11 protein-coding genes and 4 pseudogenes are annotated in these 14,422 nt (G+C 57.5%); 6 read left to right on the forward strand and 9 right to left on the reverse strand.

Annotated elements, in window-relative coordinates; translation table 11 throughout:
• Positions 1-3 precede the first annotated feature (3 nt).
• Positions 4-1,383 (reverse strand): aldehyde dehydrogenase family protein, encoded by a 1,380-nt coding sequence (locus tag SA496_RS06435; protein WP_073664753.1) that lies wholly within the window; start codon positions 1,381-1,383, stop codon positions 4-6.
• Between the two features lie 448 nt (positions 1,384-1,831).
• Positions 1,832-1,990 (reverse strand): annotated as a pseudogene (locus SA496_RS06440) (peptidase S24); the annotation flags it as partial.
• A 436-nt stretch (positions 1,991-2,426) separates the two neighbouring features.
• Here SA496_RS06440 and SA496_RS06445 point away from each other — a divergent pair.
• From SA496_RS06445 to SA496_RS06450, 3 genes and pseudogenes are all read left to right on the forward strand, one after another.
• Positions 2,427-2,767, forward strand: a pseudogene (locus SA496_RS06445) (SOS response-associated peptidase family protein); the annotation flags it as partial.
• A 229-nt stretch (positions 2,768-2,996) separates the two neighbouring features.
• Positions 2,997-3,281 (forward strand): transposase, encoded by a 285-nt coding sequence (locus SA496_RS29110; protein WP_410167578.1) that lies wholly within the window; start codon positions 2,997-2,999, stop codon positions 3,279-3,281.
• Positions 3,170-3,427 (forward strand): annotated as a pseudogene (locus tag SA496_RS06450) (IS5/IS1182 family transposase); the annotation flags it as partial. The gene SA496_RS29110 and the pseudogene SA496_RS06450, both read left to right, overlap by 112 nt.
• A 278-nt stretch (positions 3,428-3,705) precedes the next feature.
• Here SA496_RS06450 and SA496_RS06455 read toward each other — a convergent pair.
• The 5 genes from SA496_RS06455 to SA496_RS06475 form a co-directional block, all read right to left on the reverse strand.
• A complete protein-coding gene (locus tag SA496_RS06455; protein ID WP_321970334.1) occupies positions 3,706-3,987 on the reverse strand; it encodes an MbcA/ParS/Xre antitoxin family protein in 282 nt (93 codons plus the stop codon).
• Between the two features lie 384 nt (positions 3,988-4,371).
• The gene (locus SA496_RS06460) at positions 4,372-4,986 is read right to left on the reverse strand and encodes a DUF6088 family protein (protein WP_073664778.1); all 615 of its coding nucleotides are present in this window, start codon (positions 4,984-4,986) and stop codon (positions 4,372-4,374) included.
• A gap of 223 nt (positions 4,987-5,209) precedes the next feature.
• Positions 5,210-5,599 carry a BPSL0761 family protein gene (locus tag SA496_RS06465; RefSeq protein ID WP_303045845.1) on the reverse strand — a complete coding sequence of 130 codons (390 nt, stop codon included), beginning with the start codon at positions 5,597-5,599 and terminating at the stop codon, positions 5,210-5,212.
• Complete coding sequence (locus SA496_RS06470) at positions 5,599-6,999, reverse strand: DEAD/DEAH box helicase (protein WP_073664759.1); 1,401 nt, start codon at positions 6,997-6,999, stop codon at positions 5,599-5,601. The genes SA496_RS06465 and SA496_RS06470 overlap by 1 nt, the downstream gene beginning before the upstream one ends.
• Positions 6,996-7,586, reverse strand: coding sequence for a hypothetical protein (locus tag SA496_RS06475; RefSeq protein WP_073664760.1), 591 nt, complete (start codon positions 7,584-7,586; stop codon positions 6,996-6,998). The genes SA496_RS06470 and SA496_RS06475 overlap by 4 nt, the downstream gene beginning before the upstream one ends.
• A 104-nt stretch (positions 7,587-7,690) precedes the next feature.
• Between SA496_RS06475 and SA496_RS06480 the strand changes: the two genes are divergently transcribed.
• Together SA496_RS06480 and SA496_RS06485 are read left to right on the forward strand one after the other, a co-directional pair.
• Complete coding sequence (locus SA496_RS06480; RefSeq protein WP_073664761.1) at positions 7,691-7,912, forward strand: helix-turn-helix domain-containing protein; 222 nt, start codon at positions 7,691-7,693, stop codon at positions 7,910-7,912.
• A gap of 160 nt (positions 7,913-8,072) precedes the next feature.
• Positions 8,073-10,685 (forward strand): AAA family ATPase, encoded by a 2,613-nt coding sequence (locus SA496_RS06485; protein WP_073664762.1) that lies wholly within the window; start codon positions 8,073-8,075, stop codon positions 10,683-10,685.
• 46 nt (positions 10,686-10,731) lie between these two features.
• Here the strand turns inward: SA496_RS06485 and SA496_RS06490 are convergent.
• Positions 10,732-10,893, reverse strand: a pseudogene (locus SA496_RS06490) (transposase); the annotation flags it as partial.
• Between the two features lie 306 nt (positions 10,894-11,199).
• Between SA496_RS06490 and SA496_RS06495 the strand changes: the two are divergent.
• Positions 11,200-12,186, forward strand: a complete 987-nt coding sequence (locus SA496_RS06495; RefSeq protein WP_330115185.1) for an IS5 family transposase — start codon at positions 11,200-11,202, stop codon at positions 12,184-12,186.
• 137 nt (positions 12,187-12,323) lie between these two features.
• On the opposite strand, the gene ltrA is transcribed toward SA496_RS06495, so the two are convergent.
• The gene (gene ltrA / locus SA496_RS06500; protein ID WP_073664684.1) at positions 12,324-13,985 is read right to left on the reverse strand and encodes a group II intron reverse transcriptase/maturase; all 1,662 of its coding nucleotides are present in this window, start codon (positions 13,983-13,985) and stop codon (positions 12,324-12,326) included.
• Between the last annotated feature and the right edge of the window lie 437 nt (positions 13,986-14,422).

Consider the following 14,422-nt stretch of genomic DNA (forward strand, 5'->3'; position numbering starts at 1 on the left):
TCATTACAAAGCTCTCAGGTGGAACGACTTAACGTCCATAACCCCCAGAAGACCCTCTTTACCGTTGCCGCGGCCTAGGCCAGAGAGTTTCTGCCCTCCCCAAGGCAGGTAAAGGTCGGCATGGTCACAACGATTCACGAACACTGTGCCCGCATCGAGCTGATCGACCAAACCGAGCCCAGCGTCCAGATCGCTCGTCCAGACGCTAGCGGTCAGGCCAAACTTGCTGTCGTTCATCAAACGAATGGCTTCTGCATCGTCTCGCACCGTTTGAACACAGGCGACCGGACCAAAAGTCTCCTCCTGCATGATGTGCATGTCAGCAGTCACGCCAGTCAATAGAGTCGGGGCCAAATAGCAGGAGGCGTTCTCCACCGAGAACTCCAACGCGGGTTCGACATACGCCTGAGCCCCCATGGCAATGGCTCCTCGGATTTGATTGCGGATGAACTCTGCAGCCGAAGCCTTGACGACTGGGCCCACTGTGGTTGCTGGGTCCATCGGATGCCCCAACTTGTACTTCAGCATCTCATTGCGGAAGCATTCCAGGAACGGATCCCGAATTGCTTCGTGCAGATAAATACGCTCTACCGAACAGCAGGACTGACCGGCGTTTGAGAAGCAACCGTCGGCGATCTCGGCTGCTGCCGTTGCAATATCCGCATCTGGGCGGACATAGGCCGGATCCTTGCCCCCAAGCTCCAGATGCACATGAGTCAAAGTGCCTGCTGCCGCTGCGTGGACGGCAAGACCGCCACCGACAGATCCGATGAAATTCACCCCTTTGACAGAACCGGATTTAATGGCACTAGTAACTTGGTCATGACCAAGCTCAAGCACTTGGAGCACTCCGGCAGGCCCCCCAATTGCCTCATACGCCTCTTTGACAATCCTTCCAATGAGGGTCGTCTGAGCCGCATGCTTCAAAATGACTGTGTTACCGCCAAGGATTGGAGTGACGATCAGCCAGGGCAGCAGACCTACAGGGTAGTTCCAGGGAGCGATCGAAAGATGTACGCCTTGGCCACTCCGACGCACAAAACGCGTCACCTGCGTATCCGAAGGATATCGTTCGTCACCAAGCTCTTCGAGGGCCTCGATCTGCGCCAGGGTTACAGCCTTGAACCGCTGAGCCTCATTTGCCTGCGCGGCAGGCCGTCCAATCGACAGCGATACTGCCCTGGAAAGATCATCAGCGCGCTTGAGCAGTTCATCCGCAAGGGCTTCGACCAACTGGGCGCGCTCTAGTTTGGACGACAGCTTCCAGGTCTTGAATGCTGTTTCGGCAGCATTGAGCGCGGCGGCCACTTCTGCATCGCTGGAAGTGTTTCCCACCAGCAATTTTTGGCCATCGATCGGGGAAATGACATTAAAAGTGGTCACGTTTGTCTCCTTGCGGATTGTTTTTATAACGAGAATTAACTTTCTTGGATTGTGTGCTGTAACCCAAGAAGACACTGAGCTGGGGTATGGCCATCCCTGGCCAGCATGGTCTTGCCCCTCGTCGACGACGCGTACCCTCCGGCGTGCTCACCGTACGCGCCATCTCATAGCGGCTTTTGAAACGTCGCCAAGGACAGTCCCTCAGTAGCAGGGCTGCATGACCAAGATCCCGCTCCTTAGGCCAGCCCTGGCCGCATCTCCCCCTGACTCCCAAAAGAGACTATCAGACGACTTTCCCATCATGCAACATGTTTCGTTATTAGATACAATAAATCCAATTAAGAAATGAGCAAACAGAAAGACAACGAACGCAGCCGTAGCGTAGACAGGCAGTACCTGCTGCGATAAGGCTCTGACGATCGAGCTAGCGCCTGCCGGAGATCCCGCGATAGGTGTGCGGCGCCCGGATGTTGAGGATTTCGTCCAGGGAGATCGTGCGCTCCAGGTGGTCCTGCGCCGGTGATGAAGAGCCGGCGGGCACCCGAAAGGAGAAGAATGGCAGCTGGCGACCGTAAGTCACCAGGCGTGCAACCACATCAGGAATCATGGGAAACACCTGCAAATAACTGTATATAAATACAGCAATAGACAGTGAACGCTTCCTACAATGGGAACGTTGACGAGTGGGAGAAGCAGCGATGTACGGACGTTACGTCACCCCATCCGATCGGGCGATAGAAGACTATTTGCATATCAGGGCGCGAAACTCCGGAGGCTGGGTGCAGAGCTTCAACGGTGCCCCTACCACCCAGGTGCCCATCCTGCGGCTGGACCAGCAGGGCGAGTTGCAACTGATGGCTATGTCCCTGTTAGCTGTTGCTAGGGAGTCCCGGTCAGGCCTCGGGGCCTTGTAGGGTGGGCTTTAGCCCACGCTGACATCCGGTGGTGGGCTGAAGCCCACCCTACGGGCCTTTGCGCCACATCCCAACACTTAACGCAGACATAGCCCAACTGATCGCCGCGCGCTGGGGACTGATTCCCCCATGTGGAAGCAGCCGAAACCACCGACCTTCAGCTTCAATGCGCAGAGCGAGGAAGCGGCCAGCAAACCGATGTGGCGCGCGAGCCTGCGTACTCACCGCTGCCTGATGGCCGCCCAGGGCTGGTACGAATGGAACGAGCATCACCAGGTTCGGAGCCGTACGGCGCGCAAGGTGAACCAGCCCTACTACCACTACAGTCCGACAGATGCGGTCTTGGCCATGCTGGGCTGTGGTCCACCTGGATGGGGCCGGAAGGTCAGGAGGTTATCTCGTGCGCTTTGATCACCAAGGAGGCCGCCCCTTCGGTCGCCTTCGTGCACCACCGAATGCAGGTGATTCTGGCTCTGCAGCAGTTCGACCTGTGGCTGACACCTGACGCTCATAGCGAACAAATCCAGAGGTGCCATGCTGTTCAGGCGAGAGGATTTCGTCGCCCAACCGGTCTCGACCGACGTCGGCAACAACCGTAACGATTACCCCGAACTGCTGGAGCCGGTGGAAGTGATGTCAGCGGACTAGGACCGACCGCCGTCCGTCCAAGCGAATTGGGGGGCGGTGTGAACTGGCTTAATGATTTTGGACACCTCACTCGGGCGCTATGATGGCCCAAACCTGAGGTATGTCGGAATGCGTAAGTCCTACTCGAATGAATTCAAACTCAAGGCTGCCAGCATGGTGTTGGACGAGGGACAGGCTGTTCCCGAGGTCTGCGCCAGTTTGAACGTTGGCCCTACCTTGATTAGGAGGCGTGGGCCGAAGCTCTGCCCAAGAAGATGTCGCTCACCGATCCGCAGGCCCGTTGGACCACTGCGCCGGGCGGCCCGGCCTATTTTGACTACTCCACGAATTACCTGATCGACACTGACGACGGCGTGAACCTGGATGTGGAAGCCACTCCGGCGCATCGGACCGCCGACGTCGAGTCGACCAGGACGATGGTTGAGCGTGTCGAAGCGCAGTTCGATCTCACGCCGGAACGTCTGATCGGCGATACCGCCTACCGCGAACTGCTGGAGCCGGTGCAAGTGATGTCGGCGGATTATGTTCGGTCGCCATCAGCCACGCCAAGCGAATTGGGGAGGGTTGGGGAACCCTGTGGGCCTATAACGCGACCAAGGCCAGGTTTGAGTGAGCGGATGATTACATGCCTTGAATTGAGTCCCGAAGGGAGGTTCACAACAGGAGGCAGCGACTACAGCTAACCCCTGGGACAGAACCCAGAATTCGGACCTAGCGCCATCACCGGCATGGCCATAGTGGTCTTCCGGGAGAGGGCGGCCTAGGGCAGCCGCGCAAGGGTAAGGCAGGAATCTGGGACGTTCAACGGCCCAAAGGGCTGTAAGGTATACACCCCGTACTCTAGCCGTCCGAGGAACTCATCCAACAGCCTGACTCCCTCCGCACTGGCGAGCATGTCGACTGGCCGCGCACCGTCGAGTCCCAGGGCGGGTTTGTGAATCCACCGTTCAGCGGACTGTCGACTACCCAGCATGCTCTCGACACGCTTTAGCAGTTCCTCGTAACTCGTATCGAAACCTTCATTCATCACGACCTCCGCCATCGAATGGCAGCTACGCTCTGCAGAGATGGTGGGAAATGCTTCTTCGAATCCCAACACCCACCTTTATTTCGTCTTCGCCAGATATTGATTGACCCCGGGGTTTCGGGGTATCCAGGACGCTTGCTTTGAGCGTCGCTTTCAGTACTAGTAAGCCTCCTGCCACGAGAGTACTCAGGCGTCTCCCTTCGACTTTCCAAATTCTCCCGCGTAGCCCGATGGAGGTCCGGACGACGCTCCGTTCAGACACTCAACCCGCCAGGCGTTGGCCGAGCTCCTGTGCTTTGCCCCATTCCCAGCCAATGTCGGAGACTCGGTCATGGAACTGTTGCCGCCGTTGCTCTCAGATGATCTCGCGTCTTTGGGGGCGGATACTGGTCTGGCTGTTCAGCCTTGGACCGTCCGGGTGTTTTCCCCGGCGACATGGACCAAAGTCGACCGCATCCATTCGGGCATTCTGCAAGCCAGGAGCTTGATTCGCTCGTCGTGGCTCAGAGCATTAGTGATCTTGGAAACCACCTTGGCGGACAGCCCCTCTTTTCCGATGTAGTAGAGAGCAGTCAACGCCATTCCTACGTTCGTCCCTGCATGCTGCAAACGATCCCTGGAGACATGCTGAAGGCGAACGACGGCGTTGCCAACCTTCAGCTCTCGAGTCGAGCCGCTCGTGTAGTAGGTCGGCAGCATCTGCATTTGGGTGCTGAGGCCGAGCCTACGGACAGCCTCAGCACCGTGAATCTGGATCGTTTCCCCGTTCGACTTCGCGATGACGTGCATCACACTAGTCGGACTTGGGCGGACATTTCTGCCTACGTACTGGTTGTATTTCGGACGCATATAGACACCACGAACGACGCGTTCCAACTGGCCGGCCTGCACCAGTCTGGAGAGCGCCTTGTCGATTGATGCGGGGGAGCCGACCCGCGCGAAAACCGTGCGGGAGAAGGGCTTCCCCTTCTGCATGTGTTTAATTCGGTTCCAGATGGCTGCTGCGACGGACATGAGAGTCATCAAGGGTCAGGTCTTCTGACAGAAGGCGCGCATCAACGATGCCTCCAGCCCGGAAAAAGGTGTGAGCGAACAGCGCTCTATTGGAATCACTTGCACGCTACCAAACCACTCGAGCCAAACGACTCAGGAGCCGAGGTCAGAACCAAGTCAAGCTGCAGCGTTAGAGAGCAAACCAAACTCCAGAGTGGATGCGTGATGCCTTCCGGGGACTGAGTTATCTATCGAGTCGGGAGCTCAACACGGCTAAACGCCCCCGGATCACCAGTTCGCGCCTTGGATCATCGGGTGAGGTGGACTCAAGAAACTCTTCAAATTTCCCGAGACTGAACACTGTCTCGGCATCGGGATAGTGGCGAAGCAAGCGTCTGGCTTCGCCCCTGATGCTCTCCGGAAGCTCTGGATTCTTCGCCAGCTCACGCAGGAACTCTTCGGTCTGCACCAAGCTGCGGGTACGCTCATGTGGTCTAGTCAAAATGGGCACTCCAGGTGTGGGGCCAAGGTCCAAGCCACTGGACCTCCGATCACTTAAATCGCCTTGCGGATGTTCACGCTGAGCAAGGTCATCACCCCGACCTGTCCTCGCCGGGCGCTGCAGTCGCAGCATTAAAAGCAAGCCAGTAACTGCTGCCGGTAATGCTGGGAAAAGCTCACCTGATAACTAGGCTCAGTTGTAACACCCGCAAGGGAAATCATGTTCGAAGCCTCTGCTCCAATAGTCTGATCAGTGTTACCTCCAGGATTGCCACCTAGTCCATTGATAGTGCCGGCAGCATCAATCAAACCAGGCCTTGCATCTGGAGTGAAGGTTAGTGCCTGTACCGCGTTGAGCACCGCCAGGTCATCCGGCAAGTCATCCGCAATTCGCTCTGCGAAACCCTGTAAGGTCAGTTCCGCCAGCATAAACAACCATGCCTGATCATCAGGTTCGCCAGTGCGCCGAAGCACTCGCCCCAGTACTTGCCGGTAATGCAACTCGGTGCGGATGCGGCTGAGATAGCAGCACACTTGCAGCCGTGGGATGTCCGTGCCTTCGCTGATCATTCCAACCGCCACAATCCACCGGCAGGCGCCATGTCTGAACGCATTGATCACCTGCTGCGCATAGGGGGTTTTGTTGGTCACGATGCGGCAACCCTCCCCCCTGACGCCCAGGGCTTGAGCAATTTGCTGGGCGTGCTCAATGTCGGTGGCAACCACCAATCCAGCCGCATCAGGTTTGATCTGGCGAAGCTCATCCAGTTTGCTGCAGCCGAGGTCGAGCAGTTGATCGATCACCTCGTCGTGCCGCAACAGTTCTTCGTAGGTGACGGGTGATTCCCCCAACAGCTTCGCGATGCTGGGAAACATCCTCACCGTGCTATCAGTGCCCAGCTCCTCGGTGAGTTTCACCTTCTGATTGTCGAGCAGGACAATGCGAGGAGAACGGCACACGCCGTCGGTAATGGCTTCTTTCAGACCGTAGCGGTAGTCGCAGATCAGATACCCCTCGGGCGTCGAATAACGTGCCAGCGCAATGGCCCTGTCGTCCGAACGCCAGGGGGTGCCGGAGAGAGCCAAGGTGAAGGCAGCACGGTCTTGTATCCGATGCAGTATCTGTTGACCCCAGGTGTTGCTGAGCAGCGGGTCATGACCAGCACAGTGGTGAATTTCATCGAAAACCACGAGTACTCGATAGTCATCAAGAAGCTGCCAGAACCCTTCATCTCGGTATTCCATGGCCTGGTAGGTGAACGCCGCCCCCACTGCGCCTATCTGGCCGTCCAGACGCCTGCCAAGCACCGCAGCAAAGGTCGAGCGAAAGCCCTCAACAACCTGGCAGGATGGCGCAAAGCACAACACCAGATCGATCTTGCCCTGTTCAAGCAGTCTTCTAGCCAGCTCTGCCGCCATCCGCGTCTTGCCGGCCCCCGGCGTTGCCTGACAGAAGAAATGCGGCGTGACGGTAAAGTGCTCCAATGCCATGTTGATGCAGCTGAACTGCCAGTCTCGTAGCGATCGGGTCATCGTGCGGCGGCAAGCGTCTTGAGGGTCTTCTCGATAGCGCGGAGATGTCCCAGCAGACGTGAACTGCGGTCTCTAGCCTCCAGATACTCAGCTTCGACCTTGTCACGCAGTTGCGGCATATCATCCAGGAGCAGCTTGTATCGCTCGGCCTCGCCCATCGACGACAGGAAGTCCAACCGGATCTCATTATGGAGCGCTTCCAAGTGCTGCTCCGCATCAGATGAAGGTTCAAGCGGTACAGCCGCATCCTCAAGCACTGAAGACTCTTGCGTTGGCTCAGATGCAGTTTTGAGACTGTTCTCGAACCCGTTGTCGATCAGCTCCAACTGCAGATGGGGCGGAGTGGGTTGCAGGCAGTAGACCTGTCCCCGCGAACGTCGCTCCTCATCGAGTACAACCCAGCCGATGCGCAGCATTCGGCGGATTTGCTCATACACATAACGGCGCACATCGCCGATACGGAAAGTCATGCCATCCAGGCGCTTGGCGTAGGCATCACGCAGTTCACGAGTCGTGAACCGTGCACGCGCTTCCTCCTGAAGCAGCTCATACAGACGCCTGTCGAAGGTAAACGAGGCCGTTTTCATTGAGGGACCAGAAGGGCTAACGCGACAGAAATGCGGATTATAATCCGTGGCCCGTGTGTCCGCAAACGCACGATAGTGCCGACTCAAGTGAAATTGAGACGGTCATGGACAACTTGGCGAAAGCGTTAGGGGATCGCATCCGGACGCAGAGGAAGGCCTGCCGGATCTCTCAAGATGCTCTCGCGCTGGCCTGCAGTATCGACCGCAGCTACATGGGGCGAATCGAGCGTGGGGAAGTAAACATCACCGTCGAGAAGCTATATCGAATCGCCAGCGAGCTCGCCTGCGATCCGTCCTGTCTTCTGCCTCCGATGTCAGACCTGTAGCCCAGCATCTGATCGGCAGCGGCGCTCAAGAAGGCCTGCTCTGTGAATAGCTCCCCCCCTTTTCCATGGCTCCCTTTGTCTGCTAGACAGATTGACGGCAAATTGCCGCTCGTACGGTGTATTAATTGGTGTGCGTAGTACTACGCCAGGGAGGAGGCAGGTGACGATTATTCAGGAAATCTACGCGTGGTCTAAGGGGCTTCCAGCCTGGCAGCAAGACGCGGTTGTTCGACTCTACCAAGACCGTAGGCTCAGTGCCGCTGATCTGGACGACCTCTATGCATTGGCCAAAGCTGAGGTGGGGATCCTGGATCCTGATGGCCGGAAGCCCAAGAGGCTTGAGGATGCGCAGATTGCTCCGCCCGCCGATCCTGCCCGGATTGTTCAGTTGGCCGCGATCAAAGAGCTTGCAAATGTCAATGCACTGGCGAACGGTGGTAGCGTCCCGATCGCATTGGCGGGCCTGACCGTCATCTACGGGGAAAACGGGGCTGGGAAGTCGGGTTACTCCAGGGTATTCAAGCATGCGTGCCGCGCAAGAGATCGGCGCGAGCCCATACTTCCCAACGCCAACCTGGATCCCAAGACTGCCGGTGTCGCCCAAGCTGTGTTCGAGGCTGTAATCGACGGCGTGGCTACCGACCTGCCCTGGCAATACGGTGTGGCTGCACCTGAGCCGCTTTCGGACATCTCCATCTTCGATACCCATTGCGCCCGTGCCTACATCGACAACCATGGTGACTTCGCTTACGCCCCATACGGGCTGGATATCTTGGAGGGATTGGCCGGCGCCTGTAACAAGCTCAAGGCGCGTGCCACGCAAGAGAAGACGGCGAATGCTCCGAGTGACGCAGCGTATGCCGCACTTGCGAAAGAGCGGACAGCAGTCGCCACAACACTCCTCGGCATCCCGACCGAGACCAAACCTGAGCACGTTGAGGCTTTGGCCACGCTCAGCCAGATCGAACAGGATCGACTTATCCTGTTGACCAAAACCCTCGCCGAAGCTGATCCGAAGCAAAAAGCCCAGGCAATTCGCCAGAAGGCGACGCGCCTCTCGGGGTTGAAGGATCGCATTGCGGCGGCGATGGCACTGATTGACGATGAAAAAGTCAATCAGCTCAGACAGCTCATTGATAAGTCGAAAGCGGCCAGAGCTGCAGCAGAGCTGGCTGCTACCGAATTCAAACAGACTCCGGGACAACTTGCTGGCACCGGAGGTGAAGAATGGAAGGCGCTGTTTGAAGCGGCCCGAGCTTTCGCCAAGGTGAGCCACCCTGACCATGAATTCCCGGGGCTTCCTGAACACGCTGCATGCCCCCTCTGCCAGAACCGACTTGGCCAGGAAGGCGGTGCGCGTCTGATTCAGTTTGACAACTTCATCAAGCAGGCTGCCGAGAAGGCTGCGAAGGAAGCACGCGAAACTGCAGCCGCGGCCTACAGGGCAGTTCAAAAAGCCGCCTTGGATGTAATGTTCCGCGATGGCTTGGTGGAAGAGTTGACGGAGATTGATCCGGTGCTCGGAGCCGAATGTTCGTCGATGCAGGAGTGCCTGAACACCCGTCAGAATTTGGTGTTGCAGGCAGCTGCGGCCGAACTCCAGTGGGAGGGAGTACTGCCGTTGCCGGCCGACCCACGGCCGGGTTTGGCGCGCATCATTGAAGGTCTACAGGATCAGGCTACGGCGTTAGAGGCAACGGCCGATGAGAAAGTCCGGGCTGAAATGACGACGGAGAAGCGAGAGCTTGATGCACGGATACGTCTGGGCGAGGCCAAGGCAGCTGTCTTGGAAGCAATTGCCAAGCATGAGGTCTGTCGCAAGCTTCAGGCATGCATTGATGGTTTGGACACCCGAGCCATTTCCAAAAAATCCACCGAGCTTTCGCGGACAATGGCCAGCCAGGAACTGGCGGACGCTCTCAACGAAGAACTCAAACGCCTCAAGGTGCACCAGCTTCAGGTGGTGATGAAACCAGAGTCTCCAGGGGGCAAGACCCAATTCAAGCTGGTCTTGCAATTGCCTGGTGGCGGAGCACCTGCAGCCATCCTCAGTGAGGGGGAGCAGCGAGCAATCTCCATTGCATCCTTCCTTGCGGAGATCAAACTTGGCAAGGGGCGTGGCGGGATTGTGTTGGACGACCCAGTTTCATCGCTCGATCACCGACGCCGTTGGGAAGTGGCCGAGCGTTTGGCTCTTGAGTCACTCACCCGACAGGTGATTATCTTCACCCACGACATCTACTTCCTTTGCATCCTAGAGCAGAAAGTCGAGGAGTTTGGAGCCACGCTGACCAAGAACTACATCCGCAGAACCGCGCAGGGGTATGGTGTGCACTCGCAGGATCTGCCATTCGACGTTGTGGGCACCAAGGACCGTCTGGCCAGGCTCCGACAAGAACTAGTAGAGGTTCGCAGAGCACAAAAGGATGGGGATGATGACAAGCATCGTCGCCTAACTGCTGCTTGCTACGGTCGGCTACGCCTAGCTTGGGAGCGGTGTGTCGAGGAGGTGCTGTTGAACGGAGCGGTCCAGCGGTTCGGCGAGGGGGTGTCGACACAGCGACTCAAGTCCGTCGTTGTGACCGACGACGACTACCGGGAAGTCGAGACTGGCATGTCCAAGAGTTCCAAGTTCGAGCATGACGCGGCGACGGCCGTTGGAAGGCTCCCCATGCCAGAACCTGACGAACTGGAGCAGGACATCGAGAAACTGTCGGCATGGAGGGTTGCTTTGGACAAGCGCTTGAAAGACACAGCCAGAGCCAGAGGCTGAGTTCCGCACGCAGTCGACGCAGCTCGGCCTGCAGATCTTCTTCTTACTGCCGCCGTTCCTGGGGCTTGCTATAGCGCTTGGTCCAGGCATACAGGCTGTGCGCCGACGTGCCCAACCGAGCTGCCACCTTGGCAACGGAAAGGCCTCGCTCGGTCACTTGCTTGGCTGGTTCAATCTTAAATTCGTCGGGGTTACGCAGGTTGCTAATGGCACCTGCTATTGGGCCTCATTATGAGGCTTGGAGGTGTCTACGAAACCAGATGTGGGGGCCGGAAGATTTAATATGACCTGCTGTTCTGTATTGACACCTTGGGCCGGAAAAGGTTGAACGCTCTGCTGCTAACATCCACTACTTGAATGTGCGAGAGCCCCATGCACCTACGCCTGCCCCTAACATCTCTGACGAAGCTTTCTGTCAATAGAACGGATATAAAAGTAGCTAGCTAGGGAAACTCCGGAAAAGTCCCGACCGATCTGCTGAAATGACGCCCCCGCAGAACCTGAGCCCTGCCGCATGACCCAGATGAGCTTTTCCGATGCCGAGTACGCCGGCAAACGCAAACAGACCCGGCGCGAGCGCTTTCTGGCGGAGATGGAGCAAGTGGTGCCCTGGGCCGGGCTGTTGGCGCTGATCGAGCCGTACTACCCCAAGGCGGGCAATGGCCGTCCGCCGTATCCGCTGGAAACCATGCTGCGCATCCACCTGCTGCAGAACTGGTTCGCTCTCAGCGATCCGGCGATGGAGGAAGCGCTGTACGAGATCACCTCGCTGCGTCAGTTCGCCCAGCTGTCGCTGACCCAGGGCAGCATCCCGGAAGACACGACAATCATGAATTTCCGCCACCTGCTGGAGCAGCACGGATTGGCCGCGGGCATCCTGGCGGTGATCAACGACCACCTGGGCGAGCGCGGGTTGTCACTGCGCCAGGGCACCATCGTTGATGCCACGATCATTCATGCGCCGAGTTCGACCAAGAACCGGGAAGGCAAGCGTGATCCGGAGATGCACCAGACGAAGAAGGGCAACCAGTACTTCTTCGGCATGAAGGCACATATCGGCGCCGATGCCGAGTCCGGCCTGGTGCACAGCGTCGTGGGGACGGCGGCCAACGTGGCCGATGTCACCCAGGTCGACAAACTGCTGCACGGCGAGGAGAACGTGGTGTGTGCCGATGCGGGCTACACCGGGGTGGAGAAACGTCCCGAGCATGCCGGGCGTGAGGTCATCTGGCAGATCGCCGCCCGGCGCAGCACCTACAAACAACTGAGCAAACGCAGTGCCCTGTACAAGGCGAGGCGCAAGATCGAGAAGGCAAAAGCGCAGGTGCGGGCCAAGATCGAGCATCCATTCCGGGTGATCAAACGGCAGTTCGGCTACACCAAAGTGCGCTTCCGGGGCCTGGCCAAGAACACTGCGCAACTGGTCACCTTGTTCGCCCTGTCGAATCTATGGATGGCCCGCCGAGAGTTGCTGGCTGAAACGGGAGAGGTGCGCCTGTAAAACGCAGAAACCCGGTCAAAAGCCGGGTTTCTGGTGAAGTCTGTCGCCGAAGACCGGGCTAAAAATCGATTCGGTCGCCAATCGGCTGCCCGTCGCTGACTTGTTCGGAGTTTCCCTAAGGCGCCATTGGCACCCGGTTATACATCGTCGACATTGGCAAATTGCACATCCCTTGGGCAACGCAGGTGGTAGATCTCAAGATTAGCGGCCGCATCCGTTCCACCATGACTCAGCTTCACAACATGGCGGCTATGCCATGGTGTGTCTTTGGTGACCGGTTGAAGGCATGCGCAGCAGCGGCCACCTTGCTGTAGCCACACCCGATACAGCTTGGCTCGACCCTTTGGGGAGATAAGCATTCTTTTGCCCCATCGGGATTCGAAGTACTCATCCCATGCGGGGTCGTGAGGGTTGGCAGCGGCCTTGATCTTGATATGTCGCACAATTGGCGTGTCCGAGGCGTCCAATAACGTGTACTGACGCTTCCGACCATCGGCGGATTTTTCAGCACATGAGAACACCCATCGACGCGCCCCTTGTACTTTGAAATACCGATCCTTCACCCACCGGCGTGTCTTGCGAGGGTGGCGACGTACCGCCCATTGCCAGAGCATTTCCCACACTGCGCTGTCCACCTGGTTGAAGACCTTCTTGGCGACGACATGGCTGTGATAGTTCGCCCAGCCCCGTAGAACCGGGTTGAGCAAACCTATCAAATTTGTCTGCCGTGTCGTTCTGTTCGCCTTGATCAACTCTCGTAGCTTGGCAAGGTGAGCGCTGATGTTCGCCTTTGACGGCTTGATCAGTAGCTTGCCGTTGTACTTGCGCACGTTCCAGCCGAGAAAGTCGAACCCGTTCCCTATATGCGTGATTTTGGTCTTTTCCTGAGAGAGCACGAGACCGCGCTCTGCCAGAAATTCAACCACGGCAGGGCGAACTTCATTTTCGAGCCACTCTTTGGAGTACCCCGTGATGATGAAATCGTCCGCATACCGTACCAATCGCAGCTTCTTACCTGTCCATTTGGCGGCAGGGAACTTCTTCGCCAGCATCGTTTCCAGCCCGTCCAACGTCATGTTGGCCAACACCGGAGAGATGATGCCTCCTTGCGGTGTTCCGGCGTGGCTGGGGAACAGCTTGCTTTGGTAGACATAACCGGCCTTGAGCCATTTCCGTAAAATCGCCTTGTCCATAGGGATGTTGGCGATCAACCAGTCATGGCTGATATTGTCGAAACAGCCTTCAATGTCGCCCTCTAACACCCACTCCGCATTTGCTCTTCGTGACAGCACACCAAAGCACTGCGCTGCGGCATCCGCTGTTGAGCGTTCCGGTCTGAACCCGTAAGAGTTCGGATCGGCGGTGGTCTCCGCGATGGGTTCCAGAGCCAGCAAATGCAGCGCCTGCATGGCCCGGCATTTCATGGCGGGTATCCCGAGAGGTCTCGTCTTACCGTTTTTCTTCGGAATAAGGACTCTCCGAAGCGGAAGCGGCGAGTAGCCTCGCCTCTTCAACGACGTAATCGCACCGATCTTGGCCCTGGGCGTATTCCAAGTAACCTTGTCGACCCCAGGAGTGTTTTTGCCTTTGTTTTCAGACACCCGTTTCACGGCCAATGCCTTGCCACAGAACGAGTGAGTCAGCAGCCATTGCAGGGCTTTCGCCTTGTTATGCCTGCCGTCTTGTACGGCCTTCACAATACGCGCTTGCAGCCCTCTGACACGACGCTGTACGGCAATCCAATCGATGCTGTCCCACGACGTGCCGGAAGGTGCACACGCGAATACTGCTGCGTTCATTTGCTCTCCCTCCGTTGAAAGGGTTCTACACACTCTCTTGTGATGAGAGACCATGAGGACGTCAGCCCGCTTTCGCGTAAGGTAATGTTTCAACCTCTATCCAGCCCGTTACAGGCTGGCGTTCGCTTTTTCCTCGTTCCTTCGCCCGCACCGCCATGGGCAGTTTTTGCAAACTGCTTTCCCAATGGGAGCGATACGGGATTTCCACGTTCCGCTTACTGAAGTACGTCGGGTTAGGTGCCTGCTATCGACCGGGAGGCATGTGGGTCACGAACGCGTAGTCGAAAGACGCTATTCCCACCTCCATTACCGTTTTGGTTCGAGCGTGTAAGCCATTTCCGCTCGCTCAACTTAACGATCGTTGCGCAGATTCACATGCGTTCACCATACCGACTATCTAGCCCTCGTCCGGCTATGGCTGCCAGAAGGGTACGCCT

The sequence above is a fragment of the Pseudomonas sp. JS3066 genome (genome assembly GCF_036328175.1).
Classification (GTDB): domain Bacteria; phylum Pseudomonadota; class Gammaproteobacteria; order Pseudomonadales; family Pseudomonadaceae; genus Metapseudomonas.

Excerpts from the sequence above, each read along its gene's own strand:
- SA496_RS06480 (WP_073664761.1), top strand. The coding sequence starts at position 7,691 with ATGGACAACTTGGCGAAAGCGTTAGGGGATCGCATCCGGACGCAGAGG.
- ltrA (WP_073664684.1), bottom strand. The coding sequence starts at position 13,985 with ATGAACGCAGCAGTATTCGCGTGTGCACCTTCCGGCACGTCGTGGGAC.
- SA496_RS29110 (WP_410167578.1), top strand. The coding sequence starts at position 2,997 with ATGATTTTGGACACCTCACTCGGGCGCTATGATGGCCCAAACCTGAGG.
- SA496_RS06470 (WP_073664759.1), bottom strand. The coding sequence starts at position 6,999 with ATGACCCGATCGCTACGAGACTGGCAGTTCAGCTGCATCAACATGGCA.
- SA496_RS06495 (WP_330115185.1), top strand. The coding sequence starts at position 11,200 with ATGACCCAGATGAGCTTTTCCGATGCCGAGTACGCCGGCAAACGCAAA.
- SA496_RS06465 (WP_303045845.1), bottom strand. The coding sequence starts at position 5,599 with ATGCTGCGACTGCAGCGCCCGGCGAGGACAGGTCGGGGTGATGACCTT.
- SA496_RS06460 (WP_073664778.1), bottom strand. The coding sequence starts at position 4,986 with ATGTCCGTCGCAGCAGCCATCTGGAACCGAATTAAACACATGCAGAAG.
- SA496_RS06475 (WP_073664760.1), bottom strand. The coding sequence starts at position 7,586 with ATGAAAACGGCCTCGTTTACCTTCGACAGGCGTCTGTATGAGCTGCTT.
- SA496_RS06455 (WP_321970334.1), bottom strand. The coding sequence starts at position 3,987 with ATGGCGGAGGTCGTGATGAATGAAGGTTTCGATACGAGTTACGAGGAA.